Below are 15,868 nucleotides of genomic sequence, written 5' to 3' on the forward strand. Positions count from 1 at the left end.
GGTGCAATCAATGAATCCGTTAAAAATAGTTAAACTCGTGGTGCTGTTTTGTTTGCCGATCTTCAGTAGTACAAGCTATGCGGTTACCTGTACAGCAAACAGCGTCTCTGTACACGTTGCTCCCATTAAAATCAGCCACAGTACCGCCGCCGGAGACACCGTGTGGGTGTCCAATCCACAAACCGTTAGCGTCACCTGCCACGACACAGACCATATGCCCCGGGGCGAAGCAGCCAGAATCTACATCGATCCCGACCACGAATTTGAGGATTTTTTGTTGGGAACCAATATGAAACTGGTGGTGAGCATCAATGGTCAATCTTATGATCGAAGCGCGCAGGCTGTGACGACTCAATATCAGGCAACGCTGCCCCGCACAGGTTCAAATAACCACTGTAACAACGGAAATACCCGTTCCTGCCCGGCACTTTCGCAAACTTTCTCTTTTACCTTTAATCTCAGTCTGGTTGCTACCGGAAAACTACCTGATCCTTTACCCGCGCTGGCCGGTCGTACCATCAACAAAGTTTTCGTCGTCGATGGTATCGGCGGCATTAACGCTTGCGGTACAAACTGTTCCACCAGTCGACCGGCAAAAAATTTTGGTCCCGCGTTGGCCGGCCTGAATAACATCAGTTATATCAACTGCGAACCGATCGTCTCTATTGCCTCAGACAAAGGAACGGATACCGTCGAGTTTGGCAGGATCAGCATTACCGAAGCCAAAGCGGGCAAGGATAACAGCCACAGCAAACAGTTTGCCGTTATCGCTGCAGAAGCTGCCGGGAAGCATGAATGTCGCGGCATCAATTACGCGATAACCTTTACCGGCACCACGCACAACAGCGGCACGGTTTTTACCGGTCAGGGTACGCCGGATATCGGCGTTACGCTTCAGGATGCTGCACGGCCCGGCGCCGGGGATATTATCAGCGGCAACCGCATCGATTTTACCAGCGGCGCGTTTAACAACCAGAGCGACAGTCGGCGCAAAGAGTTCATGGCGACCCTGTTCTGGCTGAAGAACCCTCCTCAACCAGGCGCATTTAGTATCCCGGTCAATGCGACAGTGACCTTTAAATAACGGGCGCAGGACGACACCGATCGTCCTGCCCTTCTCGCTCCAGACATAAAAACCGCATCCGTACGCTTAACCCGCCTAATGCTTCACTCCGGGATAGCTGTGGGTGCGTACGATGCAGGCGAGCAATGTCGTTGACCAGCGCCAGACCGATTCCTGCCCCAGGAATATTGCCGACGTTATCCAGACGATGAAACGGGAGCAGCGCCTGATGCACCATTTGTTCATCAATGCCTGGCCCGCTATCTTCAACCACCAGGACCACAGCCTCTCCTTCTCGCCGCAGTCGGGCAGTCACCACGCCATACGGCGGCGTGTATTTCAGTGCGTTATCCAGTAAATTCCCACACAGTTCGCCGAGTAGGACTTCATCGCCCTCAATCCACACCGCGTCCTGATCCCCTTCATAGCCCAGATCGATCCCTTTACTACGCGCTTGCGCCAGTCGGGTAAAACAGCTGGTTTGCACCACCTCATACAGATTAACCGGCGAGAAATGCCTTTCCCCTTGCTCTTTGCGCTTCACCGCCGACAACTGCAACAGCCTTTCAGTCAGTTGAATGGTGTTATCCAGCGTGGTACTCATGGCTTGCAGACTCTCGTACCACTGCTGCGGCTGCTGACTGGCGAGAGCCACCGCCGCCTGAGTTTTCAGCACTGCCAACGGCGTTTTAAGCTGATGGGAAGCATCCGCGCTGAAGCGCTCCTGGCGAGAAATCAGGCCGCGAAGTCGGTCCAGATAGCGGTTAAACGCCACAATCAGTAGACGGGTTTCCGACCACGGCAGCAACTCCGGCAGCGGCGTCAGCAGACCTGGCTCACGACGCACCATCAGCGATGACAGCTGGCGCATCGGGCGTAGCACCCGGCGCAGCAGCCAGCCAACCAGCACCAGAGTCAGTAGTACCAGCAGCCCTTGCGAAACCCACGAGGAAAACAACAGCTGTCGCGCCAGATAACGCCGCGATTGCAGCGTTTCGGCAACATAAATCTCCGCCATGCCAACAATGCCACCTTCGTTGACAGGCTGCAGCAGACGCGCCACACGGATTGCCTCACCGCGATATTCAGTGTGATAAAACCATGCCAGCGCCGGATAAAGCCGCGTGCGCGAGGTAGCAGGCGGCATCGCCGGTAAATCGTCATAACCAGAGATAACCTTCCCCGCCGGATCAACCACTTTGTAATACAGTCGGTCGTTCATATTCAATTCAAAGCTGTCCAGCACCACCCATGGCACATTCACTTCTAACTGTTTATTGCGCACCACCAGCCGCTCGGAGACGGTCCTGGCGGATGAAAGCAGCGTGCGGTCATACGCCTGGGTCGCCGCCTGTAGCGCACTGACATAGCTGTTAAATGCTGACAGGCCCCACAGCAACATTAGCGGCAGGCCCAAAAACATCAGCAGTTGCAGGTATAACGATTGGGGTTTAACCCACTTCATCGCTACGCTCCAGCACATAGCCCAGACCACGCAACGTGGCGATGCGCACATCACTTCCCTGTAGCTTTTTGCGCAAACGATGGATATACAGCTCAATGCTTTCAGGACTGACCTCATCACTCAGGCTGAAGACCTGCTCAAACAACTGCTGGCGTGAAACCGGTCGCAACCGACGGTACATCAGCACCGTCAACAGCGCCTGTTCGCGCGGCGTGAGCGCCAACGGCTGCCCCTGCAAGAGAAAATAGCCTTCATCGTGAAACGCCAGTTCCCCCAGTTGCTGGATGCCTTGTACCTGCCCCGCGCTGCGCCGTAGCAAGGCCCGCAGCCGGGCATCCAACTCCTCGATTTCAAACGGCTTTGCCAGATAATCATCGGCCCCGACGTTCAGTCCCTTCACCCGATCGGCCACCGCGCTGCGCGCCGTAAGCAGCAGAACGGGAAGCGTCTGTCCGCGTTTACGCAGGCGCTGAACGACTTCGAGGCCGTCCAGCCCCGGCATATTGATATCCAGCACCGCCAGCGCGTACGTTTCACTATGTAAAAGGTGATCGGCCGCCAGGCCATCAAAAACGCAGTCAACGGCAAAACCGTTTTGCACCAGCGCTTTCTCCAGCCAGTGAGCTAACTCACGGTTATCTTCCGCTAATAAGAGACGCATATCACATCCTGTAAAGTTTCTGCCGCATTGAAAGGGAATTGAAAGGTTAATGTTTTAACAATCACGCAACCGAACTGCTACACATCGGCTCACATAATCACAAAAATCTTCTTCCGTACCCGAAAATCCGGTTTTCCGGCGTGAGGATAAACAATGAAAAAACAGTTACTTCGTACCCTTACTGCAAGCATTTTACTGATGAGTACCTCTGTACTGGCCGAACAAGCGCCATCGCGCACTGAATGTATCGCCCCTGCTAAACCCGGCGGTGGTTTCGATCTCACCTGTAAGTTGATTCAGGTGAGCATGATGGAAACCGGCGCTATCGAAAAACCGATGCGCGTAACCTACATGCCCGGCGGCGTTGGTGCCGTGGCCTATAACGCTATCGTCGCTCAACGCCCGGCTGAAGCGGGAACCGTGGTGGCCTTCTCCGGCGGCTCCCTGCTGAACCTGTCTCAGGGCAAGTTTGGTCGCTACGGTGTGGATGATGTCCGCTGGCTGGCAAGTGTCGGCACCGACTACGGCATGATTGCCGTACGTCAGGATGCGCCATGGAAGACGCTGAAAGATCTGCTTACGGCAATGGAGAAAGACCCTAACAGCGTGGTCATTGGCGCAGGTGCTTCTATCGGTAGCCAGGACTGGATGAAGTCGGCGCTGCTGGCGCAAAAAGCCAATGTCGATCCGCATAAGATGCGCTATGTGGCTTTTGAAGGCGGTGGCGAACCGGTTACCGCATTGATGGGAAATCACGTACAGGTGGTTTCCGGCGATCTCAGTGAGATGGTGCCCTACCTCAGCGGCGACAAAATCCGCGTGCTCGCGGTGTTCTCTGATGAACGCCTACCGGGCCAGTTAGCCAACGTGCCAACCGCCAAAGAGCAGGGTTATGACCTCGTGTGGCCTATCATTCGTGGCTTCTACGTTGGGCCAAAAGTCAGCGACGCTGAGTATCAGTGGTGGGTTGATGCCTTTAACAAACTCCAGCAGACCGATGAGTTTAAAAAACAACGCGATCTGCGCGGTCTGTTTGAGTTCAACATGAGCGGCAAACAGCTCGACGACTACGTGAAAAAACAGGTTACGGATTATCGTGAGCAGGCGAAAGCCTTCGGTCTGGCGAAGTAAACGCAGAGGCAAAGATGATGAGCGATCGTATTTTTGCAGGTATCTGGCTGTTGCTCTGCATAGCCGGGCTGTTCGTGGCCTGGCAAATCAGCAGCGAATACAGCTATGAACCCGTAGGGCCGCGTCCCTTCCCGCTGGGCATTATCAGTCTGATGTTGGTATGCGCCGTGGCGCTGCTGTTGCGCCATCCGGATACCATCAGTTGGCCCCGTCGCCACGTGCTGCAAAAGCTGCTGACGATGGTAATTGTTCTGTTGATGTACGCCTGGGGTTTTGAGTGGCTCGGTTTTCCCATCTCCACTGCCATTCTCACCGTGGTGATTGGCATGCTGTTCGGCGCAACCATCCCGGCTGCGGGTATTTCCGGCGCGGTGCTCGGCATTCTGCTGTGGTATGCCTTTGACCGACTGCTTGACGTCACCTTACCACTCGGCGCCTGGCTGGGTTAACGGAGAAACGATGGATACCTGGATTTATCTTTCTCAGGGTTTCGCGGTGGCAATGACGCCGGAAAACCTGGTCATCGCCTTGATAGGCTGTTTTGTAGGCACCATTGTGGGTTTGCTGCCTGGCCTTGGGCCAATCAACGGCGTGGCGATCCTGCTGCCGCTGGCCTTTGCTTTGCATCTGCCCGCAGAATCCGCGCTGATCCTGCTGGCTACGGTCTACATTGGCTGTGAATATGGCGGGCGCATCTCCTCCATCCTGCTGAATGTTCCCGGCGATGCGGCGGCGATTATGACCGCGCTGGATGGTTATCCGATGGCGCAGCAAGGACGCGGCGGCGTGGCGCTCTCTATCTCGGCGGTCAGCTCTTTCTTTGGTTCACTTATCGCCATCGGCGGCATCATTCTGTTTGCCCCGGCGTTAGCCCAATGGTCGCTGGCCTTCGGTCCGGCAGAATACTTTGCCTTAATGGTTTTCGCCATTGCCTGTCTCGGCAGCATGATGGCGCAAAATCCGCTGAAATCATTTCTGGCAGCGCTTATCGGTCTCGGACTTGCGACCGTCGGCGTAGACGCCAACACCGGGGTTTATCGCTTTACTTTTGACAGTGTCCATCTCTCCGACGGTGTGCAGTTTATCGTAGTGGTGATTGGGCTGTTCTCTGTCTCTGAAATACTGTTAATGCTGGAACATACCAGCAGTGGCCAGACGCTGGTGCGTAAAACGGGCCGCATGTTGTTCAACGCCAAAGAAGGCGCACAGTGCGTAGGAGCCACCCTGCGTTCATCAGTGATTGGCTTTTTCGTCGGCGTTCTGCCTGGCGCTGGCGCCACCATTGCCAGTGCCATCACCTACATGACCGAGAAAAAGCTCAGCGGCAACAGCGACAGCTTTGGCAAGGGGGATATTCGTGGCGTAGCGGCACCAGAAGCCGCCAACAACGCCTCGGCCTGCGGCTCTTTCATCCCAATGCTGACGCTCGGCGTGCCGGGCTCCGGTACCACGGCGGTGATGATGGGTGCGCTGACGCTGTACAACATCACCCCGGGGCCGGCGATGTTCACTGAACAGCCGGATATCGTCTGGGGGCTGATTGCGGCGCTGCTGATCGCTAACGTAATGCTGCTGGTGATGAACATTCCACTGATCGGTCTGTTTACCCGCATGCTGACCATTCCGCTGTGGTTTTTGGTACCCGCTATTGCGGCAGTCTCCGCGGTAGGTGTGTACGCTGTCCACAGCACTACCTTCGATTTGGTGTTGATGGTCGCCCTCGGCGTGCTGGGCTACATTTTGCGTAAAATGCACTTCCCAATGTCGCCATTGATTCTGGGCTTCGTTCTCGGGGAAATGCTGGAGCAGAACCTGCGCCGGGCGTTGTCTATCAGTAACGGGAGTATGGATATTCTGTGGGCCAGCGGCGTGGCGAAAGTGCTGCTGGTGATGGCGGTACTGGTTATCGTGGTCCCGCCGGTGCTGCGCATGATCCGTAAACGCAACAGCAAACCGCAGGTGGATATCGGTTAGTAACGCGCCTTGTTCGGCCTACGATTAATCGCCACTGTAGGCCGGATAAGCGCAGCGCCATCCGGCATTTTCATCTTCAGCGCAAACTTCGCATTCCTTCCAGCAGGTGCTCAACAAACCGTGTCAGCTTGGGCAACGGACGCAAATCCTGTCGCCACAGCAAATGAATCGGTCGCGGCTGTGGCGTAAATCCTTCAAGAATACGAACCAACTTGCCAGTAGCCAGCTCTTCTGCCAACAGCACCTCCGGTTGCAATAACAGCCCAGCCCCCGCTACCGCCGCCATACGCAGGCCATGACCATCGTTACAGCGCAGGATCGCATCGCGTTTCCATCTGACTTCCCCCGTCACGCCAGGCAGTATCCACTCGTTGCGAGCCGTCCACACGGTATGGGACAGACACAGATGATCCACCAGATCCGCGGGCGTCCGGGGGGTGCCATGGCGGGCAAGATATTCTGGCGAAGCACAAATTGCCATACGATAGGGACACAGGTATTTCGCCACCACGTCAGTCTGATGGATATCGCCAATGCGGATCGCCAGATCGACACCTTCATTAACCAGATCAACCATCCGGTTGGTTAGATCCAGTTCAATGCGCACCTCTGGCCAGGTCTGTAAAAACGCAGCGGCCAGTGGCGAGATCACGCAAGCGCCAAAAGACGTGGGCGCGCTTATGCGCAGCGTCCCTGTTGGTGCCAGCCGCAGACGCTCTACCGAACGTTCGGCTATCGATACCTGCTCCAGCACGCGACGGGCTTCTTCAAAATAGACGCGTCCGGCATCGGTCAGACTCTGGCGACGCGTATTGCGCTCCAGCAGACGCGTGCCGAGCTGCGCTTCCAGTTGGGCGATATATTTTCCCACCATCACCGCAGACATCTCGAGCCTCGTCGCCGCAGAAGTAAAGCTCCCGCTCTCCACCACGGCGACAAACGTTTCCATGCCGCGTAACTTATCCATATTGCAAACCCCTGATTAGTAATCATCTAACTTTTAGCCAGTTTATCCGATTTCATTTTCATTAAAGAATAGCGGCTCACACTATTGCGGAGGTGGTTATGAAAATCGTCATTATTGGTGCCAGTGGTACAGTGGGTCGCGCAGTCACAGAAACGTTAAGCCGTAAACATGAGGTGATCCGCGTAGGTCGCACGCAGGGGGATTACCAGGTCGATATCACCTCGCAGGAGAGTGTCGAGGCATTGTTCGAAAAAGTCGGTCGGGTAGATGCGATCGTTTCCGCCACCGGCAATCTGTTCTTTGGACCGCTGTCGACAATGACCGACCAGGACTTTAATCAGGGGCTTCAGGATAAACTGTTAGGCCAGATACGTCTGGCCTTAACCGGGCAGCATTTCCTCAATGATGGCGGTTCGATAACGTTAATTAGCGGCATTATCGCCCACGAGCCCATCGCACAAGGCGCAAATGCGGCAACGATCAATGCCGGTCTGGAAGGATTTGTGCGCGCCGCTGCCTGTGAGCTAGAGCGTGGTCAGCGTATTAACCTGATAAGTCCGACCGTACTGAGTGAATCCGCCGCAGCCTTTGACGGGTTCTTCCCCGGCTTTGAAAGCGTCCCCGCCGTCACGGTCGCCAACGCCTATCGCCGCAGCGTCGAAGGCATCCAGAGCGGGCGCATTTATAAAGTGGGTTACTGTTAACCGCTTTTTCTCGCCTCTTACGTCATCAGTAAGAGGCGAGGAGTCGCATATTTCAGGCACCCGTTTCGTTTCTGATCCGCGCATTGATGTATTCCACGGCCTGCGTGACGTCCATAATGCCGTTAATCGCATTCGTCACGCCTTGCCCGATAATAATCTCTGCCTGTCGCAGGTTAAAAGGCTCACCTTTACTTCCCTGAGACTCCCGTATTCCCGTCATGCCTTTTTCATTCAGTAAATTAAACCACGGGTAGAGATTGAGAACATTTTGATCGTGACATATTCCAGACCAGGCGCTGTTGCCCCCCAATAGAACCAGATGGCGCGAAATTTCATCGGAATAAAGCCAATGAAAAAACTGCTCAACCTGTTTTTTCTTCTTACTGTAGCGAGACATTCCAATAGAGCCACCGCCCAATTGTGGAAGGTGCCCCGGAACGGGAGCATAGCCAATCGTGGGGGCGATAGTCGTATGCGCAACATCGTTAAACAAATTGAGATACATAATCAGCATGGCGAGATTTCCACGCTCAAACTGTTTAACCGCATCACTCCACCACTCACCAGGGAGATTCACGGCGATAGAAAGCTGGTGCAGATATTCTTCGAGTGCAGCGGCAGCAAGCGAAGCATCAAGTTGTACCGGCTCGCCCTCACGCACCAATCGTCCACCTAACGCGTAGTAACGTAGCAAGTACTCAGTGGCGATAAGTCCTGAGCTGCCCAACGTCACCGCCGTTCCCATTGGGCGCTGTCTGTTTTCTGGCTGATGCAATTGACTAAAGAAAGCGGCAATCTCATCAAATTGTGCGAAATTCTCTGGTAGCGTTAACTCTTTGCCTGTTGATTCATAAAACATCCGTTTAATCGTCGCATCTTCAAACAGATCTCGTCGATAAAACAGAAGCTGCATACTGGCATCAAAGGGAATTGCCCATGCAGTCCCATTCACCTGGCTGAAGTGCTGCTGAATTTGCTCAGAGAAGTTATCCAGCAATAACGGGAGCTCGGGGGAGACCGACTCCAGCGGCAATAATGCTTTTTCTGCAAACCAGGGAAAACATGCCATATCGATTCGCAGTAAATCGTAATAAGGGTGCAGGTGAAGATGAGAGAGAATTTCAAAAACCTCATCATACGGATAAACCGCAAGATTAACCTTAATACCGGTCTGGCGATAAAAGTGAGGTAACAGTTTCTTCAGCGCATCGGTCGAAGGGCTGGGCAAAATTAACATATTCAGCGTCGCCTCCGTCTCATGAGGCGGAGCATATTGTCCATTCCAGGAAAAACCGCAATTCGTCAGAATACGGTGCTTCTCTTTACTTTTGGGTTGGCGAATACATGAAGCAATAGTTGTCCCCAGGCGGGCATAATCCATCTGATAGCTGGTGATTCCATCAAAAGATGCAGGAAGATTATCACTCAGTTGTACTATCGGCGGGCAGGACTGAGAACTCCCAAACCAGGACGCTTGCGTCAACGCACGCGTCTTCTCACTGTCCTGAACAATAAACAGATCGGGTATCGCCCCCCGGAAAAAGTCAAACGCGACGGTGTTAACTTCACTGGCATGCGCAGGTATAACCGTAAGCTTTGTGTGCGGACTTAACTCCCGGCATACCTTCTGTATAGCTTGAGTAAAGCGTGCGCTGTGGGCAAATTCCAGCGGTTCGCAGAAAACACCAATATGACCCGGCTGCTGCGCCAGTGCCCTTCTTGCGGTTTCTTCCCCTGCGGTCACATAGTCAAGGCTAATATAACAAACTGCACCGGCTGGCTGGCGATACGCAAAAAGCACATTCTCCGGAGAGAGCCTGAGCATATCGTAATAGGGCTGGCTGTTGTCCAGGCAACTCACGGTGACAACAGCCTGGTAAGACTTTGCCGCCAGTGTTTGCAAAATATCCAGTTCCAGATTGGGCAAATCATTAGTCAGGTAAAGATCAACCGGTTCGCTGAGTGAAGGTTGCCAGGCCTGGTGTAATCCCCGATAAAGTTGATAGTAACGCTCCGCATTGATGTCCGGCAGAATCAAGGCCACTCCCTGACTTTTGCTGGCTCTCAATGATTGCGCCTGCGCATTCAACTGATAGCCAACTTCTCGGGCCGCACGTTGAACCGCTTCAATCTTCTCAACGCTTACATTTCCTCTGCCATTGAGCACATTCGAGACAGTCCCATGCGATACACCGGCAATTCTTGCTATGTCTTTGATAGTTGGCATTTTTACACCCTTCCCCTGATGTTTTGATGCTAGCACGGCGCTCATCAGGAAACTATCTCCAGCAAGATAATTTGAACGTTACAATATTAAAAAGTGCATTTTATCAACACACTCATATAACTACCTCTCAACCCTACATAGCACGAAGAAATGAACTAAAAATTTCAACACTATGAAATATAGAAATAAATTATTAAATTCTTGAAGAGGATCACTTCTACAACAAAAGATCATTGTTGCCTTGAAGTTGCAGGATAATAATTGACACGTTCCAATTACGTTTCATTACATTTTCGTTCAAAAAACAACACTCTGTTTTGATCAAGAGGGAAACATGAATATTCATTTTCTGGGAACCGCAGCATCCGAAGGGATACCCAATCCTTTTTGCCGTTGTGAGCACTGTCAGCAAGCCCGTATTCGTAAAGGCAAAGACATACGCACGCACTCCTCAGCGATCATCGACGATGAACTGTTGATCGATGTCGCGCCTGAATTCAGCCAGCAACTGCTGCGAGATGGCCTGGACGCAACAGAGATCAAATCGCTGCTGTTCACGCATACACATCCCGATCATTTCAACGTCGGCGATCTTTTTAGCCGAATGGAAGGGTACGGATTTGAGATTACTCATCCGTTGCACATTTTTGGTAATGACCGTGCGATTAACGGCGCGGCACAAGTGTTACCAGGCTACAGCGCAGAAAGATTTGCTTTTCATTGCCTGGTTCCCTTCGTAACCGTTGAAACCCGCGGATACCGAATCACTCCACTGCTGGCGAACCATGCCAAATGGGAGCTTTGTTATACCTGGTTTATCGAAAAAGATGGTCAGTCAATTTTCTATGGACATGATTCGGGCTGGTTCCCTGAACTCACCTGGCAATGGTTGAAAGGTAAAAAGATCGATTTAACGGTGCTGGAATGTACCTACGGTTTTAATGGTGATAACCGTACAAATAACCACATGAGTCTGGAAACCGTTTTCGCCGCCAGAGACAGGCTTGCAGAACTGGGCTGCCTTGAGAAAAATAGCCAACTCATCGTCTCGCATGTCTCACACAGCGGCGGTCTACTGCACGACGATCTCGTGGCGGCGTGCGACAAAGAGAACATTCTTGTCGCCTGGGATGGGCTTAACCTGAGCATCAACCAATAAGGATATGCAATATGGACCTTAATAAAACACCACGCCTGCTGGTTATGATGTTCATACAATATTTCATGCAGGGCGCCTGGAATATGACCATGGGACTGGTATTAAGTACCTATGGTATGGCGACCATTATTGGCTCATCTTATGCTTTGCTTGGTCTGGCGACCATTCTTTCGCCACTCTTTATTGGCATGGTAGCCGACCGTTTCTTTTCGTCACAAAAAGTCATGGCGATCCTGCATTTAATTAATGCTGGCGTACTGTTGTTTGTTCCACAATTTATTGAGGCACAAAACACGGGCATGACGTTGACCATGATCTTCCTGGTCGGTCTGCTGTTTTATCCAACAACTGCGCTGGCTAACAGCATCAGTTTCAGCCACATTAACGGGGTGAAATACTTCCCCTTTATTCGTGTATTCGGCACATTTGGCTTTATGGTCATCGGTTTTATTATTGGTGAAATGGGCTATTCTGGAAATACCATCACCTGGTATATTGCGTCAGCCTCCGGTGTCGTGCTCGGCCTTTACTGCTTTACGTTGCCAAACACCCCACCGAAAGCAAAAGGAAGCGTATTTACACTCCGCGATCTGTTATGTCTGGACGCTCTGGCACTCTTCAAGGACCGCAGTTTCTCGGTTTTGATGCTCAGTATTTTTGTCCTGATGATCCCCAAAACAGCTTATTCCGCCTATATCCCGGTCTTTTTAAAAGCGCTTGGATTCGATAACGCCGCGTCAATGATGCAGGTCGGCATCGCCTGTGAAGTCATTTTTATGTTCCTGCTCTCGTTTTTCTTACTGAAAGCCGGCTTCAAAATTACTCTCATGTTGGGCGCCGTTTGCTGGATCATCCGCACACTGTTGTTTGCTCATGCATCACTGGATGCCAACATGATGTTTGTGCTGATCGGCCTGATGTTGCAGGGATTCTGCTGGGACTTTTTCTTTACCGTGGGCGACATTTATGTTGACCGTAAAGCCGCGCCAGAGATCAAAGCACAAGCCCAAAGCTTGCGATTTATCGTCTCCAACGGCGTCGGTTTGCTGTTTGCCTCTACCGTATGCGGTCAAATCTTCAACAGCACCGTGACGGAACAAGGCCCACAGGCGTTACCGCAATGGGAAACATTCTGGCTAGTTTCAGCAGGCGTTGCCGCAGTGGTCAGCGTATTTTTCCTGATATTCTTCCGGGACGATATTTCAAAACGCAAAGCAGACCTCCCATTGAAAAAAGCAAACTCCTGATCGTTAAAGACTCTTTCATTAAGGTAATTGCATGAATAATCTGGCCGCCATCATCAATGAGCAAGGATTGTTGCCTTTAACTACGATCATCAAAATCAGCATTGCATTTATTCTGGGTGGCATTATAGGCCTGGAAAGAGAATCGAAAGGGAAACCGGTTGGCTTCAAAACTTGCGTTATTTTATCCGTAGCCAGCTGTGTGTTAACTGTCGTATCAATACAATCTGCAGAATACTATGCTGAAATTTCGATGAACATCCGTAGCGATCCTATGCGTCTGGCGGCTCAGATTATTAGTGGCGTTGGTTTTCTCGGTGCGGGAGTCATTCTGCACCGACACGACGATGCTATTTCTGGTCTCACTACTGCGGCAATTGTCTGGGCATCTGCTGGGGTGGGAATCACCTGTGGGGCCGGTTTTTATTTTCATGCTTTTTTTGCCACGGCTTTATTTTTATTGGCAATTAAATTAAGCCCGTTCATTATTTTCTTACAGACTAAAAACCAGTTCCCCGGAAAAGTAAAAGTCAGGGTTATTCTTGATGAACGCGATGCGCTCGAAAATCTGATAACCCGCATCCATCAACAGAAAAACATTATTGAAAACATAACGATCAGGGATATTAAGAAGGGTAAAATCGAGGTTAATCTCAAAATCGTAATTCGTAAGAAGATGACCTTGCCCGACTTGTACCACGATCTCACTCATGTTGAACACGTCTGCGCTATTGCTCTTGAACATTAAGATGCTTTATTTCCCTCTTTAAAATCAGGTGGTTACCACCTGATATAACCGCTCTATCCCTGCCTTCGCTTTAAATCCCTATTGTTTGCAATGTTAAATATTTGTTGCTTTTGATCACAAATAATAAACAAACAAGCTCATTATGTGCGCGTTTTTCAAAAATGTAGATATTTTTAATTTATGGCTACGAAACGAGCTGCGCCATATCTCCCTGACAATCTACTGAGAGGAACGATTTGATGAACGCACTGACTGCCGTAAAACCGAACGCTGAAGATCCAGCCCAGCACTACAGCGGTTTCACGCTGAAACCGTCAGCCCAATCCCCACGCCTGCTGGAGCTGACTTTTTCTGCTGAGACCACTGAGCAATTTCTGCAGGCCGTCGCGCAGTGGCCGGTGCAGGCGCTGGAATACAAATCCTTCTTGCGCTTCAAAGTGGGCAAGATCCTCGACGACCTGTGCGGCAATCAGTTGCAGCCTCTGCTGCTGAAAACGTTGCTCGATCGTGCCGAAGGCGCACTGCTGATCAATGCCGTTGGCGTGGATGATGTGGCGCAGGCAGAAGAGATGGTCAAGCTGGCGACGGCGGTAGCACATCTAATCGGACGCTCGAATTTTGATGCGATGAGCGGTCAATATTACGCACGTTTTGTGGTGAAAAACGTCGATAACTCAGACAGCTATCTGCGCCAGCCTCACCGAGTGATGGAATTGCACAACGACGGAACCTATCTCGAAGAAATCACCGATTACGTGCTGATGATGAAGATTGACGAGCAGAACATGACCGGCGGTAACTCGCTGCTGCTGCACCTCGACGACTGGGAACATCTGGATCAGTACTTTACCCATCCGCTGGCGCGTCGCCCTATGCGCTTTGCCGCACCGCCAAGCAAAAACGTGAGCCAGGAAGTGTTCCATCCGGTATTTGACGTTGACCAGCAGGGTCGTCCGGTGATGCGCTACATCGACCAGTTCGTCCAGCCAAAAGACTATGAAGAAGGCGTCTGGCTGAGTGACCTGTCCGACGCGCTGGAAACCAGCAAAAGTATTATTTCCGTACCGGTTTCAGTGGGTAAATTCCTGCTGATCAACAACCTGTTCTGGCTACACGGTCGCGATCGTTTCACCTCGCATCCTGACCTGCGCCGCGAACTGATGCGCCAACGTGGTTATTTCGCTTACGCGACAAACCACTACCAGACTCATCAGTAAGCGCGAAGGAAAAAAGCGGATGTATGATTTTGTGATTATTGGCGGCGGCATTATCGGCATGTCGACCGCCATGCAGCTGATTGATGTCTATCCGGACGCCAGAATCGCGCTGTTGGAAAAAGAGTCCGGCCCGGCCTGTCACCAGACGGGCCATAACAGCGGCGTCATTCATGCCGGGGTCTATTACACTCCCGGCAGCCTGAAGGCGCAGTTTTGCCTGGCCGGAAATCGCGCCACAAAAGCCTTTTGCGACCAAAACGGCATCCGCTACGACGTCTGCGGAAAAATGCTGGTTGCCACCTCCCCTCTGGAAATGGAGCGCATGCGCGCGCTATGGGATCGCACCGCCGCTAACGGTTTGGAGCGCGAATGGCTGAATGCGCAGGAGCTTCGCGAGCGTGAACCGAATATCACCGGTCTGGGCGGCATTTTTGTTCCGTCGAGCGGGATCGTCAGCTACCGTGAAGTCACCGCCGCGATGGCGAATATTTTCCAGGCCAAAGGCGGTGAGATTATTTACAACGCCGAGGTCAGCGCGCTGAAAGAGCACGCTACGGGCGTGATTGTCCATACCCGTCAGGGTCAGGAATATGAAGGCGCGACGCTGATTAGTTGTTCTGGCCTGATGGCGGACCGACTGGTGAAAATGCTCGGCGTTGAACCTGGCTTTATCATCTGTCCGTTCCGTGGCGAATATTTCCGCCTGGCACCAGAACATAATCAGATAGTTAACCATCTGATCTACCCCATCCCCGACCCGGCAATGCCGTTTCTCGGTGTTCATCTGACCCGGATGATTGACGGCAGCGTCACGGTCGGCCCCAACGCGGTGCTGGCATTTAAACGTGAAGGCTACCGTAAGCGTGACTTCTCGCTCAGCGATACGCTGGAGATCCTCGGCTCTTCTGGTATTCGCCGCGTGCTGCAAAACAACCTGCGCTCAGGGCTTGGCGAAATGAAGAATTCGCTGTGCAAAAGCGGTTATCTGCGGCTGGTACAAAATTACTGTCCGAGCCTGATGCTTAAGGATCTGCAACCGTGGCCTGCGGGCGTGCGGGCACAGGCGGTATCACCTGATGGCAAGCTTATCGACGATTTTCTGTTTGTCACCACGCCACGCTCAATTCACACCTGTAACGCGCCTTCTCCGGCGGCAACATCGGCAATCCCTATCGGTGCACATATTGTCAGCAAAGTTCATGCGCTGCTGGAGAACCAGAGTAATCCCGGACGCACGCTGCGTGCGGCACGTAGCGTGGAGACATTACACGCCGCATTTACCCGTTAAACCGATTAAGACAGGAAGCA

Annotated in this window: 14 protein-coding genes; 10 read left to right on the top strand and 4 right to left on the bottom strand. The window is 52.2% G+C overall.

Features of this window, described 5'->3' with window-relative positions:
• Window positions 1–10: 10 nt before the first annotated feature.
• On the top strand, window positions 11–1,084 hold the full coding sequence (locus C2U41_RS16045; RefSeq protein WP_103849166.1) for a fimbrial protein: 1,074 nt from the start codon (window positions 11–13) through the stop codon (window positions 1,082–1,084).
• On the opposite strand, the gene C2U41_RS16050 is transcribed toward C2U41_RS16045, so the two are convergent.
• Both C2U41_RS16050 and tctD read right to left on the bottom strand, forming a co-directional pair.
• Window positions 1,077–2,528 (bottom strand): sensor histidine kinase, encoded by a 1,452-nt coding sequence (locus tag C2U41_RS16050; protein ID WP_103849167.1) that lies wholly within the window; start codon window positions 2,526–2,528, stop codon window positions 1,077–1,079. The genes C2U41_RS16045 and C2U41_RS16050 overlap by 8 nt on opposite strands.
• Window positions 2,515–3,189: a transcriptional regulator TctD gene (tctD, locus tag C2U41_RS16055; protein ID WP_003826032.1), complete on the bottom strand. Its 675-nt coding sequence runs from the start codon at window positions 3,187–3,189 to the stop codon at window positions 2,515–2,517. Before tctD ends, C2U41_RS16050 begins: the two co-directional genes overlap by 14 nt.
• A 153-nt stretch (window positions 3,190–3,342) precedes the next feature.
• Here tctD and C2U41_RS16060 point away from each other — a divergent pair, with 153 nt between their 5' ends.
• Genes C2U41_RS16060 through C2U41_RS16070 form a run of 3 tightly spaced genes read left to right on the top strand, consistent with a single transcriptional unit; the run spans window position 3,343 to window position 6,294 of the window.
• A complete protein-coding gene (locus C2U41_RS16060) occupies window positions 3,343–4,320 on the top strand; it encodes a Bug family tripartite tricarboxylate transporter substrate binding protein (protein ID WP_003839716.1) in 978 nt (325 codons plus the stop codon).
• Window positions 4,321–4,334: 14 nt separating this feature from the next.
• On the top strand, window positions 4,335–4,769 hold the full coding sequence (locus C2U41_RS16065) for a tripartite tricarboxylate transporter TctB family protein (protein WP_103849168.1): 435 nt from the start codon (window positions 4,335–4,337) through the stop codon (window positions 4,767–4,769).
• Window positions 4,770–4,779: 10 nt separating this feature from the next.
• Window positions 4,780–6,294, top strand: coding sequence for a tripartite tricarboxylate transporter permease (locus C2U41_RS16070; protein WP_003826025.1), 1,515 nt, complete (start codon window positions 4,780–4,782; stop codon window positions 6,292–6,294).
• Between the two features lie 76 nt (window positions 6,295–6,370).
• On the opposite strand, the gene C2U41_RS16075 is transcribed toward C2U41_RS16070, so the two are convergent.
• Window positions 6,371–7,261 carry a LysR family transcriptional regulator gene (locus C2U41_RS16075; protein WP_103849169.1) on the bottom strand — a complete coding sequence of 297 codons (891 nt, stop codon included), beginning with the start codon at window positions 7,259–7,261 and terminating at the stop codon, window positions 6,371–6,373.
• A 98-nt stretch (window positions 7,262–7,359) separates the two neighbouring features.
• On the opposite strand from C2U41_RS16075, the gene C2U41_RS16080 reads away from it, so the two are divergent.
• Window positions 7,360–7,965: a short chain dehydrogenase gene (locus C2U41_RS16080; protein ID WP_103849170.1), complete on the top strand. Its 606-nt coding sequence runs from the start codon at window positions 7,360–7,362 to the stop codon at window positions 7,963–7,965.
• A 52-nt stretch (window positions 7,966–8,017) separates the two neighbouring features.
• On the opposite strand, the gene C2U41_RS16085 is transcribed toward C2U41_RS16080, so the two are convergent.
• Window positions 8,018–10,192 (bottom strand): extracellular solute-binding protein, encoded by a 2,175-nt coding sequence (locus C2U41_RS16085; protein WP_181013981.1) that lies wholly within the window; start codon window positions 10,190–10,192, stop codon window positions 8,018–8,020.
• Window positions 10,193–10,526: 334 nt separating this feature from the next.
• On the opposite strand from C2U41_RS16085, the gene C2U41_RS16090 reads away from it, so the two are divergent.
• The 5 genes from C2U41_RS16090 (at window position 10,527) to lhgO (ending at window position 15,848) form a co-directional block, all read left to right on the top strand.
• Window positions 10,527–11,351, top strand: a complete 825-nt coding sequence (locus tag C2U41_RS16090; protein ID WP_003037212.1) for an MBL fold metallo-hydrolase — start codon at window positions 10,527–10,529, stop codon at window positions 11,349–11,351.
• An 11-nt stretch (window positions 11,352–11,362) separates the two neighbouring features.
• Window positions 11,363–12,598: an MFS transporter gene (locus tag C2U41_RS16095; RefSeq protein WP_003037215.1), complete on the top strand. Its 1,236-nt coding sequence runs from the start codon at window positions 11,363–11,365 to the stop codon at window positions 12,596–12,598.
• Between the two features lie 31 nt (window positions 12,599–12,629).
• A complete protein-coding gene (locus tag C2U41_RS16100) occupies window positions 12,630–13,343 on the top strand; it encodes an MgtC/SapB family protein (protein WP_003037218.1) in 714 nt (237 codons plus the stop codon).
• 239 nt (window positions 13,344–13,582) lie between these two features.
• Window positions 13,583–14,560 (top strand): glutarate dioxygenase GlaH, encoded by a 978-nt coding sequence (gene glaH / locus C2U41_RS16105; RefSeq protein ID WP_003839704.1) that lies wholly within the window; start codon window positions 13,583–13,585, stop codon window positions 14,558–14,560.
• Window positions 14,561–14,579: 19 nt separating this feature from the next.
• Window positions 14,580–15,848, top strand: a complete 1,269-nt coding sequence (lhgO, locus tag C2U41_RS16110) for an L-2-hydroxyglutarate oxidase (protein WP_102191029.1) — start codon at window positions 14,580–14,582, stop codon at window positions 15,846–15,848.
• Window positions 15,849–15,868 lie beyond the last annotated feature (20 nt).

The sequence above is a fragment of the Citrobacter freundii complex sp. CFNIH4 genome (assembly GCF_002934505.1).
Lineage (GTDB): Bacteria > Pseudomonadota > Gammaproteobacteria > Enterobacterales > Enterobacteriaceae > Citrobacter > Citrobacter freundii.